The 16187-nt window shown below is 61.0% G+C and carries 17 protein-coding genes and 1 CRISPR repeat array (1 of these 18 only partly in view); of the genes, 10 read left to right on the top strand and 7 right to left on the bottom strand.

The window, feature by feature from the left end; translation table 11 throughout:
* Positions 1 to 21 precede the first annotated feature (21 nt).
* Positions 22 to 816 carry an enoyl-CoA hydratase gene (locus HB630_RS22720; RefSeq protein ID WP_213774805.1) on the top strand — a complete coding sequence of 265 codons (795 nt, stop codon included), beginning with the start codon at positions 22 to 24 and terminating at the stop codon, positions 814 to 816.
* A gap of 258 nt (positions 817 to 1074) precedes the next feature.
* Here HB630_RS22720 and HB630_RS22715 read toward each other — a convergent pair whose 3' ends face one another.
* The gene (locus HB630_RS22715) at positions 1075 to 1848 is read right to left on the bottom strand and encodes a helix-turn-helix transcriptional regulator (protein ID WP_213774803.1); all 774 of its coding nucleotides are present in this window, start codon (positions 1846 to 1848) and stop codon (positions 1075 to 1077) included.
* Between the two features lie 94 nt (positions 1849 to 1942).
* Here HB630_RS22715 and HB630_RS22710 point away from each other — a divergent pair, with 94 nt between their 5' ends.
* Entirely contained in the window at positions 1943 to 2863 is a 921-nt protein-coding gene (locus HB630_RS22710; protein WP_249780984.1) for a DMT family transporter, read from the top strand.
* A gap of 407 nt (positions 2864 to 3270) precedes the next feature.
* Here the strand turns inward: HB630_RS22710 and HB630_RS22705 are convergent, their stop codons facing one another.
* Positions 3271 to 3870, bottom strand: a complete 600-nt coding sequence (locus tag HB630_RS22705; protein WP_213774799.1) for an NADPH-dependent F420 reductase — start codon at positions 3868 to 3870, stop codon at positions 3271 to 3273.
* Between the two features lie 41 nt (positions 3871 to 3911).
* Positions 3912 to 4646 carry an SDR family oxidoreductase gene (locus HB630_RS22700; protein ID WP_213774797.1) on the bottom strand — a complete coding sequence of 245 codons (735 nt, stop codon included), beginning with the start codon at positions 4644 to 4646 and terminating at the stop codon, positions 3912 to 3914.
* Positions 4647 to 4914: 268 nt separating this feature from the next.
* On the opposite strand from HB630_RS22700, the gene HB630_RS22695 reads away from it, so the two are divergent.
* Positions 4915 to 5811: a LysR family transcriptional regulator gene (locus HB630_RS22695; RefSeq protein WP_213774796.1), complete on the top strand. Its 897-nt coding sequence runs from the start codon at positions 4915 to 4917 to the stop codon at positions 5809 to 5811.
* 575 nt (positions 5812 to 6386) lie between these two features.
* On the opposite strand, the gene HB630_RS22690 is transcribed toward HB630_RS22695, so the two are convergent.
* A complete protein-coding gene (locus HB630_RS22690; protein ID WP_213774794.1) occupies positions 6387 to 6608 on the bottom strand; it encodes a hypothetical protein in 222 nt (73 codons plus the stop codon).
* A gap of 76 nt (positions 6609 to 6684) precedes the next feature.
* Here HB630_RS22690 and HB630_RS22685 point away from each other — a divergent pair, with 76 nt between their 5' ends.
* Positions 6685 to 7137: a nuclear transport factor 2 family protein gene (locus HB630_RS22685; RefSeq protein WP_213774792.1), complete on the top strand. Its 453-nt coding sequence runs from the start codon at positions 6685 to 6687 to the stop codon at positions 7135 to 7137.
* Positions 7130 to 7288, top strand: a complete 159-nt coding sequence (locus HB630_RS22680; protein ID WP_213774790.1) for a hypothetical protein — start codon at positions 7130 to 7132, stop codon at positions 7286 to 7288. Before HB630_RS22685 ends, HB630_RS22680 begins: the two co-directional genes overlap by 8 nt.
* Before the next feature lie 27 nt (positions 7289 to 7315).
* Here HB630_RS22680 and HB630_RS22675 read toward each other — a convergent pair whose 3' ends face one another.
* Positions 7316 to 8302 (bottom strand): LLM class flavin-dependent oxidoreductase, encoded by a 987-nt coding sequence (locus HB630_RS22675; protein ID WP_213774789.1) that lies wholly within the window; start codon positions 8300 to 8302, stop codon positions 7316 to 7318.
* A 428-nt stretch (positions 8303 to 8730) separates the two neighbouring features.
* On the opposite strand from HB630_RS22675, the gene HB630_RS22670 reads away from it, so the two are divergent.
* On the top strand, positions 8731 to 10149 hold the full coding sequence (locus HB630_RS22670) for an MFS transporter (RefSeq protein ID WP_213774786.1): 1419 nt from the start codon (positions 8731 to 8733) through the stop codon (positions 10147 to 10149).
* On the opposite strand, the gene HB630_RS22665 is transcribed toward HB630_RS22670, so the two are convergent.
* Positions 10146 to 11045, bottom strand: a complete 900-nt coding sequence (locus HB630_RS22665; protein ID WP_213774785.1) for a LysR family transcriptional regulator — start codon at positions 11043 to 11045, stop codon at positions 10146 to 10148. The genes HB630_RS22670 and HB630_RS22665 overlap by 4 nt on opposite strands.
* 117 nt (positions 11046 to 11162) lie before the next feature.
* Between HB630_RS22665 and HB630_RS22660 the strand changes: the two genes are divergently transcribed.
* The 4 genes from HB630_RS22660 (at position 11163) to HB630_RS22645 (ending at position 14607) form a co-directional block, all read left to right on the top strand.
* Positions 11163 to 11864, top strand: a complete 702-nt coding sequence (locus HB630_RS22660) for a haloacid dehalogenase type II (RefSeq protein WP_213774783.1) — start codon at positions 11163 to 11165, stop codon at positions 11862 to 11864.
* On the top strand, positions 11851 to 13086 hold the full coding sequence (locus HB630_RS22655; protein ID WP_213774781.1) for a CoA transferase: 1236 nt from the start codon (positions 11851 to 11853) through the stop codon (positions 13084 to 13086). The genes HB630_RS22660 and HB630_RS22655 overlap by 14 nt, the downstream gene beginning before the upstream one ends.
* 7 nt (positions 13087 to 13093) lie before the next feature.
* Complete coding sequence (locus HB630_RS22650; protein ID WP_213774779.1) at positions 13094 to 13507, top strand: PaaI family thioesterase; 414 nt, start codon at positions 13094 to 13096, stop codon at positions 13505 to 13507.
* Between the two features lie 119 nt (positions 13508 to 13626).
* Positions 13627 to 14607, top strand: coding sequence for a hypothetical protein (locus HB630_RS22645; RefSeq protein WP_213774777.1), 981 nt, complete (start codon positions 13627 to 13629; stop codon positions 14605 to 14607).
* Positions 14608 to 14690: 83 nt separating this feature from the next.
* Here HB630_RS22645 and HB630_RS22640 read toward each other — a convergent pair whose 3' ends face one another.
* The gene (locus HB630_RS22640; protein WP_213774775.1) at positions 14691 to 14861 is read right to left on the bottom strand and encodes a hypothetical protein; all 171 of its coding nucleotides are present in this window, start codon (positions 14859 to 14861) and stop codon (positions 14691 to 14693) included.
* Between the two features lie 231 nt (positions 14862 to 15092).
* Positions 15093 to 16187: a CRISPR direct-repeat array (repeat unit 36 nt; unit sequence GTTGCCGCTGGACCGCGATCTCTGAAGCGCTATTCT); it runs 1646 nt beyond the window's last position.

The raw sequence follows: 16187 nt of genomic DNA, 5'->3' as shown, positions 1-16187 counted from the left end.
AATTGCCTCGAGGAGCGTGGGATGAACGAGGAACTGCTGAAACAAACCGTGGCCGGCGTGCTCACGCTCACCTTGAACAGGCCCGAGCGCCTGAATGCATTGACCGAGCAGCTCAACCGCGATCTGCTCGCGGCACTCCGCGAGGCGGCAGAGGATTCTAAGGTTGGGGCCATCGTCCTGACTGGAAGCGGCAAAGGCTTCTGTGCCGGCCGTGACGTCGGAACGATGGCGCAGCGCCCGGCGCGCGAGGCTACGATGGAGGGAAGGGCGGAATCATTGCGGGAGCGCGCGGAAATTTCGCGTTTGCTGCATGAGATGCCGAAGCCGACCATCGCCAAGGTGCGTGGCGCCGCTGCCGGCGCGGGCTTTTCGCTCGCACTGGCCTGTGATCTGCGGCTCGCCGGCGCCACCGCGAAGTTCACGTCCTCCTTCATCAAGGTCGGTCTTTCTGGTGATTATGGTGCCGCCTATTTTCTGACCGCGCTGGTTGGTCCATCGCGCGCCCGCGAAATCCTGTACTTCTCGCCGACGCTTAGCGCGGAGGATGCCGTCCGCTTCAACCTCGTCAATCAGGTTTTTTCCGACGACGAGCTCGACGCAAAAACGCAAAAGATCGCCGAAGAGCTTGCATCGGGACCGCGAGTGGCGCTCGGCTACATGAAGCGCAACCTGAACGCGGCCGAGCAGGGGCCTATGCTCTCGACCTACCTCGATAGCGAGTCGCTCCATAATGCCCGTTGCACGTTCACGGCGGATCATGGCGAAGCGATCAAGGCGTTCTCCGAAAAGCGACGGCCAAGTTTCACCGGGACATGAGTGAGCTCTTGACTGAAAGGCTCCAATATCGATTGCTTCTCGAAGCTCAAATTCCGGCGTTCGACGAAGTTGGGTACATCTGTGTGTCAAGGCGCCGAACGATTGGGCATCATGAGTTCGGAAGCGGACGTCCGCTGCCGCAAGGTCAGATGCAGCAAGCCCATTGATCCCGGTGATTCATAGAAGCTACCTGTGAAATCCTTCATCCAGCCGATATAGATCGGACTGACGGCCCCGCCCGCCGAATGAAACTCGCATCTAACCGTAGAATTCAGACGGTGGTTTACCAAAGTGCCGCCGGAACATCGCGGTGAACGCGCTCTGGCTGGCGTAGCCACAATCGAATGCGACATCGATGACCTTCTCGCCGGCGGCCAACCCGCGGAGCGCAAACAGAAGCCGCGCCTGTTCGCGCCATTGCACGAAGGTCATGCCCGTCTCCTTGACAAACAGCCGATGCACAGTCTTAGCCGTCAGGTTCAAGCGCTCAGCCCATTCCCCTGCGGTCGAGATATCGGAGGGATTCTCGGTAATCGCGTCGCAGATCAGCTTTATGCGATCGTCATTGGGCACGGTAAGATGCAACGGCAGCACGTCCGATACCCGTACCTCGTCCGCGAGCAAGCGCATCAGACGATCATCGCGGCCGCCGTCCCGGTAATCCAGTGGAACCCAAACAGCGGCAACGACGAGTTCACGCAAGAGCGGCGAGACTTCGATGACGCAGCTTTTTTCCGGCATCTGTCGAACTGTCGCCGTATCGATGAAAACGGTGCGAATCTTGACCTCACCCGACATCTTCACATCGTGTTCCAGCCCAGCCGCCAGCCATAACGCGCGGCTCGGCGGTACGACCCACGTTCCTTCCGCCGATCGCACGATCATCACTCCCTTAATGGCATAGAGGAGCTGGCCCCGTGGATGTGAATGCCACCCGGTGGAAGCCCCCGCTGGATAGTTGACGTCCATCGCGGCCATCGCGCGGCCGGTGTCGTGAAAATCGAGGTGCTTCCGGGTCGGATCGCTCTGCATGTCCCATTCTCTATAGTTCTGTTCGCTTTAGAGCGATACGGAAGACAGCGAAAGCGCGACAACGTGCCTCTAAAACGAGGTCATGTTATCGGTCATGAAAAACAAGCTCGCATTTCCGTATCCCCTCTTTGCCATCCTGCTCTGGTCTGGAAATGTGATCGTCTCCAGAATGTCGGCTCACACCATTGGGCCGGAAGCGATCACCTTCTATCGCCTGCTCCTCGCCGTTTTCTTGATGAGCACGTTCGTTGCCGTTCCCGCTTGGCGAAATCGCGCGGTGATCTGGCCTCATTTGGGCCAGTTCGCCGTTCTCGGCTTTCTCGCGATGTGCCTGTTCCAATGCCTGTCCTATCTCGCGGCGGAAAGCACTACGGCGACGAACATGGCCGTATTCACGGCACTGGTGCCGCTACTCACCGTGGCCTTGAGCGCTGCTTTGCTGAAAGACATGCCGACCGTCGGGATGATCGGAGGCGGCATTCTGTCACTTCTCGGGCTGGTTTACCTGGTCAGCGCCGGCGATCCTGCAGCGCTCGCGCGCAACGGCGTCCACCTCGGTGACCTGCTGATGTTCCTGGCAGCGCTGGTCTATGCGCTCTATGGGGTGTTGCTGAAGCGCTGGAGCCTTCCCGTCGCCGGCTGGCAATCCACCTATATGCAGGCGCTTTCCGCCCTGGCGATCATGTTTCCCGCATTTCTGGCTACGCCCTCGCCAATGCGGTCATTGAACGCCGACACCTTGCCTCTCATTGCTTATGCTGGCGGACTGGCCTCGGTGGTCCTTCCGTTTTTCTGGGTCCGTGGCGTCCATATTCTCGGACCGAGCCGCTGTGCCGTCTTCATGAATCTGTTGCCCATCTTCACCGCGCTGGGGGCAATCGTGCTGTTGGGAGAGCCGGTGCGCCTCTACCATGTGATCGGCGGCGGAGCTACGCTCGCAGGGGTTGCCTGTGCAAAGATATTCAGTCGCCCCTTGCGCGGCGCGCCTGCCGTCATGCCCGAGATCGTCGAATGAATTGGATGGTGCTGGCCAAGTCTGCCAACGCTGTCGAGGCTGGTATACTAAATTCGCGAATTTAGTATGCTGACGACTACCTAACATTGCCCTGTCGTCAGCCAGCGAAATGTTGATTTTGACAGAGGTGCGAATTAGTCCTGCGATTTCAAGAGCGCTTTTTTGACGGTATATCTGGCGGTATCTCGAAAGGAGCAAGCAAAAAAGCGGCCTTATCAACCTGATAAGACCTCGATTTATAAATGAGTGGGGTAGGTAAGGGGGAGTGCCGTGGAGTAGTATCGGATGGCAGAGGACACTCGGGCGGATCCTAGGCTATCGATTGCAGTCGATAGAGTCTAAGCGACCAGCGGATCTGCCGCTCCGTCGGGCGTCTCCCCGCTCTTCGAACGGCGCCTATGCGCCGATTACTGTTCCTTCTTGAACAAATCCTGGAAGATCAGCTGGCCCCAAGTGCGGCCGCGTGCATGCACCAGCGCGCCACCCTCGCTGAGCTTTCCCAGCTTGACAGGCGCGAACCCGAGTTGTTTGGCCAGGGCCTCTACGGGAGCGATCGCGTCCTCGTCGTCACCAGACAGAAAGACGACCCGGTGGCCGCCCTCGACGATCGGGTCGTCGGCCAGTTTGGTCGCACCCAGGTGATTGAAACCTTTCACGAGCTTGGCGCCGGTGAACGCCTTCGCGACGAAGGCGGAGGACGGGAGGCCGTCCAACTCTTCAGGGACTGGAAACGCGTTCATCGCGTCGATGACCGTCTTGCCTTTCCAACTCGGCAAGGCCTTCGCAACCTCGCGGTGTTCCCCGAACGGGACCGCCAAGATGATTGTGTCGGCCTCGAGTGCTTCCCGCAGCGACTTGGCGACGACCGTGGGTCCAATCGCCCAAGCCTGCGGCGCCAACGCCTCGGGCGGCCGGCGGCTCGCGACGATCACGTCGATGTTTTTACGGGCGAAGGCATGGGCGAGGGCCTGGCCTATCTTACCGAATCCTATAATCGCGTAGCTCATAATGCTTCTCCGATCCGTGTTGATATTGATTCCCCGGCCCTTCAGATGGCCGAGAAGCCGCCGTCGACAGACAACTCCACCCCATTCACGAAGCTCGAATCGTCTGAAGCAAGAAACAGCGCGACCGCCGCAATTTCCTCAGGACGACCCATCTTTCCCCGCGGGATCAGGGATTCGAACATCCGCTTCGCCTCCTCGGTGAGAACCTGGTCCTGCATCGGTGTGGCGATTGGCCCCGGGTGCAGCACGTTCACCCGGATATTCCTGCCCTTCAGTTCGTTGAGCCAGCCGCGTGCGAATGCGTGGAGCGCCGCCTTGCTCGCCGCATACACGCTGTAACCGGGAAAACCTTTGATCGAAGCAACTGACCCGGTCATGAAGATCGATCCGCCATCGTTGAACAGCGGCAACGCCTTCTGCACCGTAAACAGCGTGCCGCGCGTATTCAGGCCGAAGGCCGCATCGAAATGCTGCTCGGTAATCTCGCCCAGCATGACACTTTCGCCCGTGCCGGCGCTCGCGTACAGGATGTCGATCCTGCCCTTTTCGCGCTTGACCGTGTCGAACAGGCGGTCGAGGTCGTCGAGATTGGCCGCGTCGCCGCGTACACCGGTCACGTTCCGGCCGATCAGCTTGACGGCCTCGTCGAGTGCCTCCTGTCTCCGGCCTGTGATGAAAACATAGGCGCCTTCTTCAACGAACCGCTTGGCGCTCGCCAACGCCATACCGCTCGATCCACCCGTGATGACTGCAACCTTACCCTCAAGCTTTCCCATAACTTCTCCTTTCGTGGTGTCGGGACAGCATCTGCCCCCGAGAACCTCGAGATGGGTCCACCGGCGTCAGACGTTGAGTGCGGAAGCGCGCACATCGGTGGTGCGAAATCGATCCGGCTGGACGACTGACGCCAGCCGCGACGATCGGTGTCCGCCGTTCGGAATTGGGCCGCGTTTGTCGGCATAGGCTATGATGACTGCCCGTACTGCTGTTCGATGTGTTAGATACGGGCTTTGGAAGGCGCACCGCGCGGTGCCGGATTGCACCATGATCGACTGGGATGACATTCGTTACTTTCTTGCCGTGGCGCGCGGAGGCTCGGTGCGGGCTGCCGCCGAGGGCCTCGGGGTGAACCACTCGACCGTGCTCCGACGCGTCGCCCAGCTCGAGGAACGCCTCGGGGTGCAGATGTTCGAAAAGCTGCCTTCGGGTTACCGCCTGACGGCTGCGGGCGAGGAGGTCCTCGAGTTCGCGGACCAGATGGAAGCGTCGTCGCACCTGCTGGAGACGCGGGTCTTCGGCCGCGACCAGAGCGTGCGCGGGCTTCTGCGGGTGACGCTGGCGCCGCCCCTCGCGACACATCTGCTCATGCCGGACTTCGCCGATTTCGCGCGTCTGCATCCGGACATCGAGATGGAAATCTTGTCGTCCGGCGATCTGGCAAATCTGACCAACCGGGAGGCCGACGTGGCGATCCGCGTCGTCTACGACCGCAAGACCCTGCCGCTCAATCTTCACGGCCTGAAGGGACCGGAGCTGTTCGGCGGCGTCTACATGTCCTGCGATCGACTAGCCGCATGGCGTGCGGGCGCGCCTGATCCCATCCGGTGGATCGTCATAAGCATTCATGGAATTCCGGACTGGGCCCACGAGGGTGAGGTTCGCACCACGGGGGTTCCATTCAGGACCACGGACGCCGAGGCGCAGATCGTTGCTGTACGGCAAGGGCTCGGGATCACGACACTGCCGTGCTTCGTCGGCGATGCCGACCCCCTGCTGGTGAGGGTGCCGGGTACCGGCCTGCACATGTACGGAACGGTTTGGCTCCTCACACAGGGGGAGACACGCAAGACGAAGCGCGTGCGGCTCTTCACGGAGTTCGTATCCCGCAGGCTCGCCGCGTACGCGCCGCTTCTCGCGGGGCTGTCCATATCGCGCGACTGACGCCCGGCAGGTCGCCGGCGACGCTTGCCGTAATCCGGTCGGAAGCCGAGCTGCGATCGCTTGAAGCGGCGTCGTTCAATCCGCGAATGGTGCGCCGTATCGCGACCGGCGCGAGGGCCACACTACTGACGGCGACGGACTTCACCATCGCTGACGGTCTTTTTTGGCAGGCTGGAGACGCCGCTTTTGCGGAGAACTTCGAGGAAAATAGGCCAGCCGATATCGATAGTCTTTGAAACCGAGCAAATCGCGGATCGCCGAAATTCTCCTTTGAATTCAAGAGCGAGAATTTCTGACGGATCCGGGATACGGTTCTTCGTCGTCAGCGGAAAGATTTTCCTCGATGGATCAATGCGTTATGATGCTTCAGAACAATCGAGTGGGAGTAGGGGAAACGGCGGAATAGAAGGGGATAACCAACGAAGCTGTGACGCGGCAATTGCAGTCGACAGTCGTCGATCGAGTGGCTTGGCGGCGGTGCTGATAGTTTCTACGCCGACACCTCACCAGGGAATGGTGCGGCCAAGATAGTCGAGATATTGCAGCCCAAGAGCACCTTGCACGGAGAGGAGAACCTATACCAGATTCGGAACGCTCTCCTCGATACTCAGTCGGCCGTCCGGCCCACCCATATCGGTCCGCACCCAGCCGGCCGCCATCAGCATCATCGCGCGTGAATCTTCGAAATGGCGCGTCGCAAAACTGCGCATGAACATGTTCAGTGCCGCCTTGCTGCCTCGGTACACCTCCCGCATGCCAGTCGTGTTGTTGCTGACGCTGCCTTGTCCAGACGACATCACCTTGGCCGCAGCTCGAATAGACAGGTAACCTTCCTTTGGTAAGCAATCTCGCAAAGCGCATGGAGAGTCCAAGATGCCGAATTCGGAATACGCTGCCTATGAGGCCGCGAGCCCCTATTTCGATCTGGTTCGGGGGGCGCTCAGCGACCTCGTTGACGGCGAGCACTACTTCGACATCGTCTCCGACAACGTCGTCTACGAGGTCCTCTACGATTTCCCTGGTTGGCCTCGTGTGATCCAAGGCCGTGCAGATCTGATGGCCCAGTTCAAGGGGTATTGCGACAACATCGCGCTTCAATCTGCCGATAGGCTGATTATCCATAAGACTGATGACGGCCGTGTCGTCGTCATCGAATACGAAGTGCGTGGGACTATCCTCGCGACTGGTGTGAAGTATAACAATCGATTTTGCTCGATCATCAAGATCGAAAACCGGAAGATCTCGCATTGGAGAGACTACATGGACTCTCTTGCGGCTTGGAACGCATTGACGCCGCGCTCGCTGAAGGCGACAGTCGATGACTGAGCCAAGCCGTCGGCGTCCCGACCTGCTACCGATCATTGTTCTCCTTGCGATCATTGGCGTCATCTTTGCCGGACTGTGGCTGTTCCCTTATCTTCAGGCGGCCATTCAGCGGCGCGATTGCATCGCCATCGGTCGCGTCGATTGCGACTGAATCAAGAGTGTCTCTTCCGGTCTCGCGCTAGTTGATCCCGGCAATGTCGGCGATCAGTTCGAAGGAGCGCAGCCGTGTGGCATGATCGTAGACATCGGACACGACGATGAGTTCGTCGGCGCTGGTTTCCCTGACCAGCGCGTCGATACCAGAGCGGACCGTATCGGGCGATCCGACGATGGAACGCGCGAGCATGCGCATCGCCTGCGCCTTTTCCGCTGGCGACCAGTAGCTTTCGATGTCGTCGATCGGCGGCTGGCTCAGGCCGCGTGCGCCGCGAAAGATATTCGCAAACGACATCTGCTGCGTCGTGGCCAGCCGGCGTGCTTCGGCGTCGCTGCCGGCGGCGATGATGTTGACGCCGACCATTGCATAGGGACGATCCAGCTGTTCGGAGGGCTTGAAGCGGCTGCGATAGATCTGCAGCGCCGGAATCAGCTCATCGGGCGCGAAATGCGAAGCGAAGGCATAGGGGAGCCCGAGTTCGGCGGCCAGCATCGCGCCGAAATGGCTTGAGCCCAAAATCCAGAGCGGCACTTCCGTCCCCGCCGCCGGCACCGCCTGGATGCGCTGGTTGGGACCGGCCGGTGCCAGGAAAGCCTGCACCTCCAGAACGTCCTGCGGAAAATTCTCGGCCGCGTCGGGCGTTCGGCGCAAGGCGCGCAGCGTCAGTTGGTCGGTGCCCGGCGCGCGCCCGAGCCCGAGGTCGACGCGGCCCGGAAACAGCCGTGCCAGGGTGCCGAACTGTTCGGCGATGACGTAGGGCGCGTGGTTGGGCAGCATGATGCCGCCAGCGCCGACCCGGATGCTGGTGGACCCCGCGGCGATATGGGCAAGCACGACCGATGTCGCGGCGCTGGCGATGCCCGGCATGTTGTGATGCTCGGCGACCCAGATGCGGCGATAGCCCCATTTCTCGGCATGGGCCGCGAGATCGCGGGCATTGTCGAGCGCGCCGCGCGCGTCCGTGTCCTCGGTAACGCGGACCAGTTCGAGGATCGACAGAGGCGTCATGACGTACTCCCGGACGAAGCCCACAGCATGTGCGGAGCGATTTGGGAAGCCGGCCGCATTCACACCCGTGTCAAAGCGGAGACCTTCTTCACTTCCCTTGAGATCATATGGCGACCCTCTCCATAGAGGTCAATGCGATCGGACGCTTCACACCTGGCAGCTGTGATGGCGTCCGATGCTCTGAGCGGCGATCGGTTTTGGCGCCAACATGCCCCTCGCAGATCCGCTCGGTACAAGGCCGGGGGGCATTGTGATGACGCTGCACCCGGTATTCAATCCTTCGCGACCGGGCGGCAATTAGCCCATAAAAGCACCGAATAGTGCAATTCGGAATTTCGATTGGCTTCGTTTCGCCGGGTCACATCAATGTCTTGCCAAAAGTCAAAGGGCTCCCCAGGAGGGAGCCGAGTTCTTGCAAGGGAAGAAACATGCACGCAGGCCCCGGAATCTCCAAACTGACATCGGTCAATGCCGGCGCGCGACTCGATCGCCTTCCGATCTGTGGCTTTCACTGGCGCATCCTGGGACTCATCGGCGCGGGGATGTTCCTGGATGCGTTCGACATCTATCTGGCCGGGGGCGTGCTCGGCGCGGTATTGAAGGAGGGGTGGTCGACGCTCGATTTGAATGCCGCGTTCATCTCGGCGACATTCATCGGCATGACGCTCGGCGCATGGTTCTCCGGAATTCTCGGGGATCGCTACGGCCGGCGCTTCTCCTATCAGATCAATCTGGCGATCTTCGGACTGGCGTCGCTGGCTGCGGCGGTGGCTCCTAGCATGGGCGCATTGATCGCGGCCCGGTTCTTCATCGGCATCGGTCTGGGGGCGGAAATCGTGGTGGGGTATGCCACCTTGACCGAGTTCGTGCCGGCTTCTTCGCGTGGCCGCTGGATCGGCTTGCTCGCGGTCATCACCAACTTCTCGCTGTTCGCGTCCTCCATGACCGGCTTGTGGGTCATTCCCAACCTGGGCTGGCGCTATATGTTCGGTATCGTCGGCGTTCTTGCGATGATCATCTGGGTGTTGCGGAAGTCGATGCCGGAATCCCCTCGGTGGCTGGCCTCGCATGGCCGTGCGGAGGAGGCCGAGACGATCCTTGCCGCCATCGAGGCCCAAGCCGCCCGCAAAGGTCCGCTACCGCCGATCGGTCCGGAAAATGGGACTGTGGAGGCCACCGGCTCGGTCTGGAAACTTTTCCAGCCGCCGTATCTCGGCCGCACGCTGCTTGGCAGTCTCCTGCACATCGTGGTCGGGTTCAGTCTGTACGGCTTCATCGGCTGGTTGCCGACCTTTTTGATCAAGGGCGGCCATAGCGTGGTGTCGTCGCTGGGCTACACGACGCTGATGTCGCTCGGCGGTCCCGTCGGCTCATTGATCGGACTTGTGCTGGCCGATCTGATCGGCAGGAGGGCCTCGATCGTCGGATCCTCGCTTGCGGCCGCGGCCTTCGGCGTCGCCTATCCGTTCATGTCCGACGGCGCTCCGCTCGTGACGGTCGGCTTCTGCCTCGTCACGTCGATCTACGTCATGCTCGCGACCGGCTTCGCAATGCACGTGCCTGAATTGTTCCCGACGAGGTACAGGCTGCGCGGCACGGCCATCTGCGCGACCGCGGGCCGTATCGCCACGGCCCTGGTGCAGTTCGCCGTGGTCGCGATCTTCGCCTGGCAAGGACTGATGGGAGTGCTTTTCGCTCTTGCAGGAACTCTGCTGTTCCAAGCCGTCGTCTTCCTGGTGTTCGGCTTCGAAACCAAGGGAAGGGCGCTCGAGGAGGTCTCGGAGGCGGTCCTCGAAGAGCCGGCTGTCATGGCGTCGGGCAGGCCCGTCGCCGGTCTTACGACCTAGCCGAGTTCGGAGCACACCAGCCGGACCCGTTCGCGAAGCCAACGGTTAGCATTGCTTTGGTCGTGCCGCCGATGCCAGTACATCATCCAGTCGAATGGCGCGGACTCGAATGGGACCTCGACCAGGCGCAAGCCGTCATCCATCAACGCCGCGGCGAGGTGGCCGGGCATCACGGCGAGAAGGTCGGTCTGCTTCAGCACATGCGGCACGACCAGCCAATGCGGAACGTTGAGGACGATGTTCCGATGATGGCCGAGTTCGGCGAGCATGTCGTCCACGAACCGCATGTCGGTCGGGCTCATGGAGACCTTTACGTGTTGCTGCGAGACGAAGCTCTCGAACGAGAACTTCTTCGCTGCGGGGTGCGCCTTGCGCATGATGCAGACCATGCGGTCGGTCAGAAGCTTTTCGGACCTGATGGAGTTGGAGTGATCCAGTCCCATGCTGACGGCGATGTCGACCTCGTCGCGTTCCAGGGCGTCAACCGTGTTGGCCGGCGGCAGATGCAGCACGTTGAACCCGATGCGTGGCGATGCGGGCTTTTGCGCCATCAGGCGCGGCAAGACCAGGCAGGCGAGGATGTCGGACATGCGGATCGTGAAGGTCCGTTCGGAGCTCTCCGGATCGAAGCCGCCGTCGCTTTCCAAGACGCGCTCGACCTGCCGCAGGACCTGCCGCAGCGGCTCCGCGAGTTCCATGGCGCGGGGTGTCGGCTTCATTCCGGTCGACGTTCGCACCAGCAATTCGTCTCCGAACATGCCGCGCAGCCGGCTCAACGCGTTGCTCATCGCGGGCTGGCTGAGGCCGACTCGCTCCGAGGCCTTCGTGACATGGCGTTCCGACAACAGCGCTTCAAGCGCGACGAGAAGATTCAGGTCGACGGACCTAAGGCTCATGGATCGTTCCTCTCCATTATTCATAGGGCAAATAACGAGAGAGCACAAATCCATTTAGCGGATGATGGGGATTTCGCTACCACCTCTGCATGCGGATCCAACTGACAGGAGAGCGACGTGAGCTACGAAGAGATCAAGGACAGCGTGAAAGTTTGCATGTTCGACCAGTACGGCACCGTGGTCGACATGCAGGGCGGACTGACGGCGATCGCGACGCCGTTCCTGAAGGAAAAGGGCTGGACCGGTAACCCGAATTCCTTCGTGACGTGGTGGCGCCGCACCCATTTCGAGAACTCGATGATCGACGCCTTGCTGCACCGCGAGCACACGCCGTATCGGGAAATCGGTCATCGGTCGGTCGGGTTCGTCATGGACCGCGCCGGGATCAAGCACACGAAGGAAGACGTCCGCTATCTGGTCGGCGAGATCGAGAAGCTCAAACCGTTCCCGGAAGTGCCGGCGGCGCTCGCCAAGCTCCAGACGAAATACAAGCTCGTCGTGCTGTCCAACGGCGATCCCGACATGCTCGAGACCGCCAAGAAGTATCACAAGATCCCATTCGACAAGGTGATTTCGGTCGCGGAAGCGAATTCCTTCAAGCCGCATGTCGCGACCTATACCAAGGCGGCCGAGCTGATCGGATTGAAGCCGGATCAGGTGTTGTTTGTTGCCAACCACGCGTTCGATTGCATCGGTGCCAAGTCGGCCGGCATGCGGACGGCCTTCATCGACCGGCGGAGCCGGCCGTTCGGCGAAACGCCCCATCAACCCGACATTCTGGTTCCGACCATGAAAGATCTTGCCGATGCGATCGTCTAGGACGGAAGCGCTCTCGGGAATCAAGGTCCTTGACCTTTGCCGGGTCGTATCCGGCCCGTTTGCGACGATGCATCTTGGCGACCTCGGTGCAGACGTCGTCAAGATCGAGGATCCCCGTCACGGCGACGAAAGCCGCCGTTACGGACCTCCGTTCATCGGGACCGAGAGCGCTTACTTCCTGTCGGTGAACCGCAACAAGCGAAGCTGCGCGGTCGATCTGAAGTCGCCCGCCGGCCGCGACGTCGTGATGGCCCTGGCCGGCGTGGCCGATGTCGTCATCGATAATTTCCGGCCGGGCACGCTGGACAAATGGGGGCTGAGCTATCAGGCGATGAGCACGAAAAACCCGCGTCTCGTCCAGTGCAGCATCTCCGGCTTCGGACGGACCGGACCGGATGCGGACCGGCCGGGATACGACCTGATCCTGCAGGGCGAAGGCGGAGTGATGGATATCACGGGTGATCCGAACGGCCCGCCGATGAAGGTTGGAACTTCGATCGCTGATCTCGTGACCGGCCTCTACGCTTCGCAGGCGGTGCTTGCGGCCCTGATGAAGCGGGAAAAGACCGGACAGGGGGTGCGGGTTGACGTTTCCATGCTCGACGCAATGGCCTCACTGCTGACCTTCAATGCCGGCATGTATTTCGCTTCGGGCGAGAGCCCGAAGCGCCGCGGCAACGTACACCCCACGATCAGCCCTTACGAGACGTTCGAAGCGAGCGACGGCTGGTTCAACGTCGGCGTCGCGAACGACAAGTTCTGGGGTATTTTCTGCGAAGTCATCGAGCGGAAGGAGCTGGAAACGGACCCGCGCTTCGACGCCGCTCCGAAGCGGGCTGCCAACAGGCCGGCGCTGGTCGAACTGCTGAAGCCGATCTTCGTCTCGCGCACGCGTTCCGCATGGTTGAAGGTGCTGCATAAGGCGGGAATCCCGTGCGGCGCCATCAAGACGGTCGGCGAAGTGTGCGAGACGCCGCAACTGGTGGAGCGCAACATGGTTCAGTCGGTCCGGCACGAGGTGGCCGGTGAGGTGAAGTTCGTCGCCAGGCCGCTCCGGTTCGACGATCTTGCGCCAGCGCCGTCGACCCCGCCGCCGCTGCTCGGCGAGCACACGTCGGAGGTGTTTTTGGAATGGCTTGGGTGGTCATCCGACGCATTGGCGAAGTTCGCGGCGGCCGGGGCTTTCGGCCGGCCAGCGCCTCTGAAGCAGCCTGCCGAGTGAGGTCGCGATGGAAGACGATGCGAGGTTGATGCTGGAAAGGGCGATCGGAGACGGACGTCACGAATTCGGGTCTTTCTTCCTCTCGCGCTTTTTCGGAATGGATGTCTCCTATGAGGAGGAGACGTGCGTGGTATGTTTCGAGGTGAAGCCGCCGATGTTCAACCCGCAGGGGTCGTTGCACGGAGGGATTCTCGCAATGGCCCTCGACATCTCGATGGGACATCTCCTCAAGCATCACTACAGCGCCGGTGCGACGCTCGAGATGAAGGTGCAATATTTCGCGCCGGCGCGGAGCGGTCCGGTGACGTGCCGCGCCACCTTCCTGAAACGCGGCCGCAAGGTCTTTTTCCTGCAATCATATGCAAGGGACAAGGCGGGCGAGACGATCGCCCACGCGACATCCACCTGGAAGCTGATATGAATTCCGTCCCCAGTAGACTTGTCCGGCTTCTCGGACCTTCCGGTGCATCACCGATTTGACGGCGGCCCGTTTGCAGCCGATACATGGCGAGATACGGATTTGTAGAACGGAGAGCCGCGATGGCAGGCCGGCAAGTCGCGTTATATTTCGCCTGGAGCCGCCCGGACGAGGCTGCGGCCCCGCTCGGGATCCTGGAGGACCGGTTTCCTGCGCTGTTCGAACTCCGCCGGCTGTTCTGGCCGCGGTTCGAGCAATTTGCCGATCCGACGAAATTCGATCAGAGCGTAATCGGCTTTCTGGACCATATCCAGCTGGCGAATTTCAAGCTGTTCGCCGACTTGGCTGCCTCATGGAGCGGAAATCCGGTCCGGCGCGCCGAACGCAGGACGGACGCCGGTTTGAACGCCCTCGACGCCGAATTTCTCGCCGGCGTCGATACGCTGGTTATCATCAGCTTCGACTCGTCCATCACGGAGCAGCAGGCGAGCGATGCGGAAATCAGCGCCATCCGCTCGTTTCTCGATGATCCGGACCATACGCTCTTCGTCTGCCCCCATCACGACATCGGCAATTCCGGCGAATTGCCCGAGCACGAACGGCTCAGCCGGCAGGAACTCGAATTCCATCATCATGGCGATCCCGCCATTCCGGCGCGGCAGGCGTTTGGCGATTTCGGCATTTCGCTTCTCGATGGGCTGGGCCTGTCGGTTCGGAATCGCTTCGGCCTGCGGCCGGCAAAACTGCCGGATGGCTCGCCGGCGCCGCTTGCCATCGCCACGGAGCTCGATCGGGCCGGGCTGATGGAGGGCGTGACGACTTTCAACCTCCATCCGCATCTGCCGCATTTCGAACGGCTGGGCGGCAGCATGGACAAGCTCGACGTGCTGGCGCGCCAGCCGATCGATCTCGGCGCACCGCCGCATCCTTTTACCGCAGGCGGGAGGCACGATTTCGATGCCTTGCTGCAAACGAAATCCGATGTATTTCCGGGCCGCCTGCTGATCTGCGACACCACGATCTGGAGTTCCACGGCCGGCGGCGTCGACAGCCTGCAACGCTTCTGGCGCAACGTCGTGTCGCTTGAGCGCGCCGCTGGATAGGCCAGGGCGGTGACAGGCGATGAACGGACGCATTCGGCGCGCTTGATGATCGCGGCGGGACCGCTTCGGAGGGGCCGCTGGAGTTATCTACGTTTGGACGTCCAGCCTTTCCAGGCCTGCGCAAGCGTATCCACAGCGCGGCCAACCCAGTCTGCCTGGCGTTCACGCGCCGCGAGCGCGGCATCCTGCTCCGCGTAATCGTTGAATATCTGGGGACGAAGCGGCGGCGGAATCTTTTCTACGAAGACGAGCATGATGGGCCTGCTTTCAGCATAGCCAACGTTCGTCCTCAGCTAGCGTTCCATCATGATGCAGCTAAATCGTCTCGTTGGGGAAGCCCGTGGAGTGGATTAGCCGGAGGCGTAATCCACTACATCCCCTCATCGAGTCGTGCCGTGAGGGCGGGTTACGCTTTCGCTGACTAGCTCTACGAGCTACGAGCTGAAGCGCTATTCTGCAGCACGGTAAATATCCCCTCCTGCTACGTTGCCGCCGGACCGCGATCTCTGAAGCGCTATTCTCCCTGCGTCGCGAGCTAGACCGAGCCGTTCGTTGCCGCTGGACCGCGATCTCTGAAGCGCTATTCTGGCCGGACCGACCTCAAGCAGTTTTACGCGGTTGCCGCTGGACCGCGATCTCTGAAGCGCTATTCTCACCAAGCGCGATGTTCGTTCGACCACACCGTTGCCGCTGGACCGCGATCTCTGAAGCGCTATTCTACATCCTCGGGCGTCCAGCCGTCGCGCGCCGTTGCCGCTGGACCGCGATCTCTGAAGCGCTATTCTACCGAACACGGGTCCACGCTGGCCGACCTGTTGCCGCTGGACCGCGATCTCTGAAGCGCTATTCTAGAAATATGAGGTTCTTGACAGGACCTTTGGTTGCCGCTGGACCGCGATCTCTGAAGCGCTATTCTTACTCGCGTAGAGGGCAGCCGCGTGCCATGGTTGCCGCTGGACCGCGATCTCTGAAGCGCTATTCTCGTTGTGACGGCGATAACGGTTGCGCCCGCGTTGCCGCTGGACCGCGATCTCTGAAGCGCTATTCTCACCGATAACGACGCCGCGACGGTCGTACAGTTGCCGCTGGACCGCGATCTCTGAAGCGCTATTCTACGGCAAGAACGCCGCCGCCGTGGCGCTGGTTGCCGCTGGACCGCGATCTCTGAAGCACTATTCTTATCAGCCAGGGCGATGCCTTGCAGCAGGTGTTGCCGCTGGACCGCGATCTCTGAAGCGCTATTCTTTCCGAAACATTTGGTCGAGGCGCAGCGCAGTTGCCGCTGGACCGCGATCTCTGAAGCGCTATTCTCGTAGAACGAAACTGCCCAGTAACGATTGAGTTGCCGCTGGACCGCGATCTCTGAAGCGCTATTCTTCAACATCAAGACAGGGGCTATCGTTCTTAGTTGCCGCTGGACCGCGATCTCTGAAGCGCTATTCTCTGGACAATGATAGCTCATGGTTTCTCCGGGTTGCCGCTGGACCGCGATCTCTGAAGCGCTATTCTAAGCGCCATAGGCCGCCATCGCGCTGTACTGTTGCCGCTGGACCGCGATCTCTGAAGCGCTATTCTGCCGC

The organism is Bradyrhizobium sp. dw_78, from assembly GCF_018449525.1.
Classification (GTDB): domain Bacteria; phylum Pseudomonadota; class Alphaproteobacteria; order Rhizobiales; family Xanthobacteraceae; genus Bradyrhizobium.
This window is presented reverse-complemented; position numbering and strand designations above follow the sequence as displayed.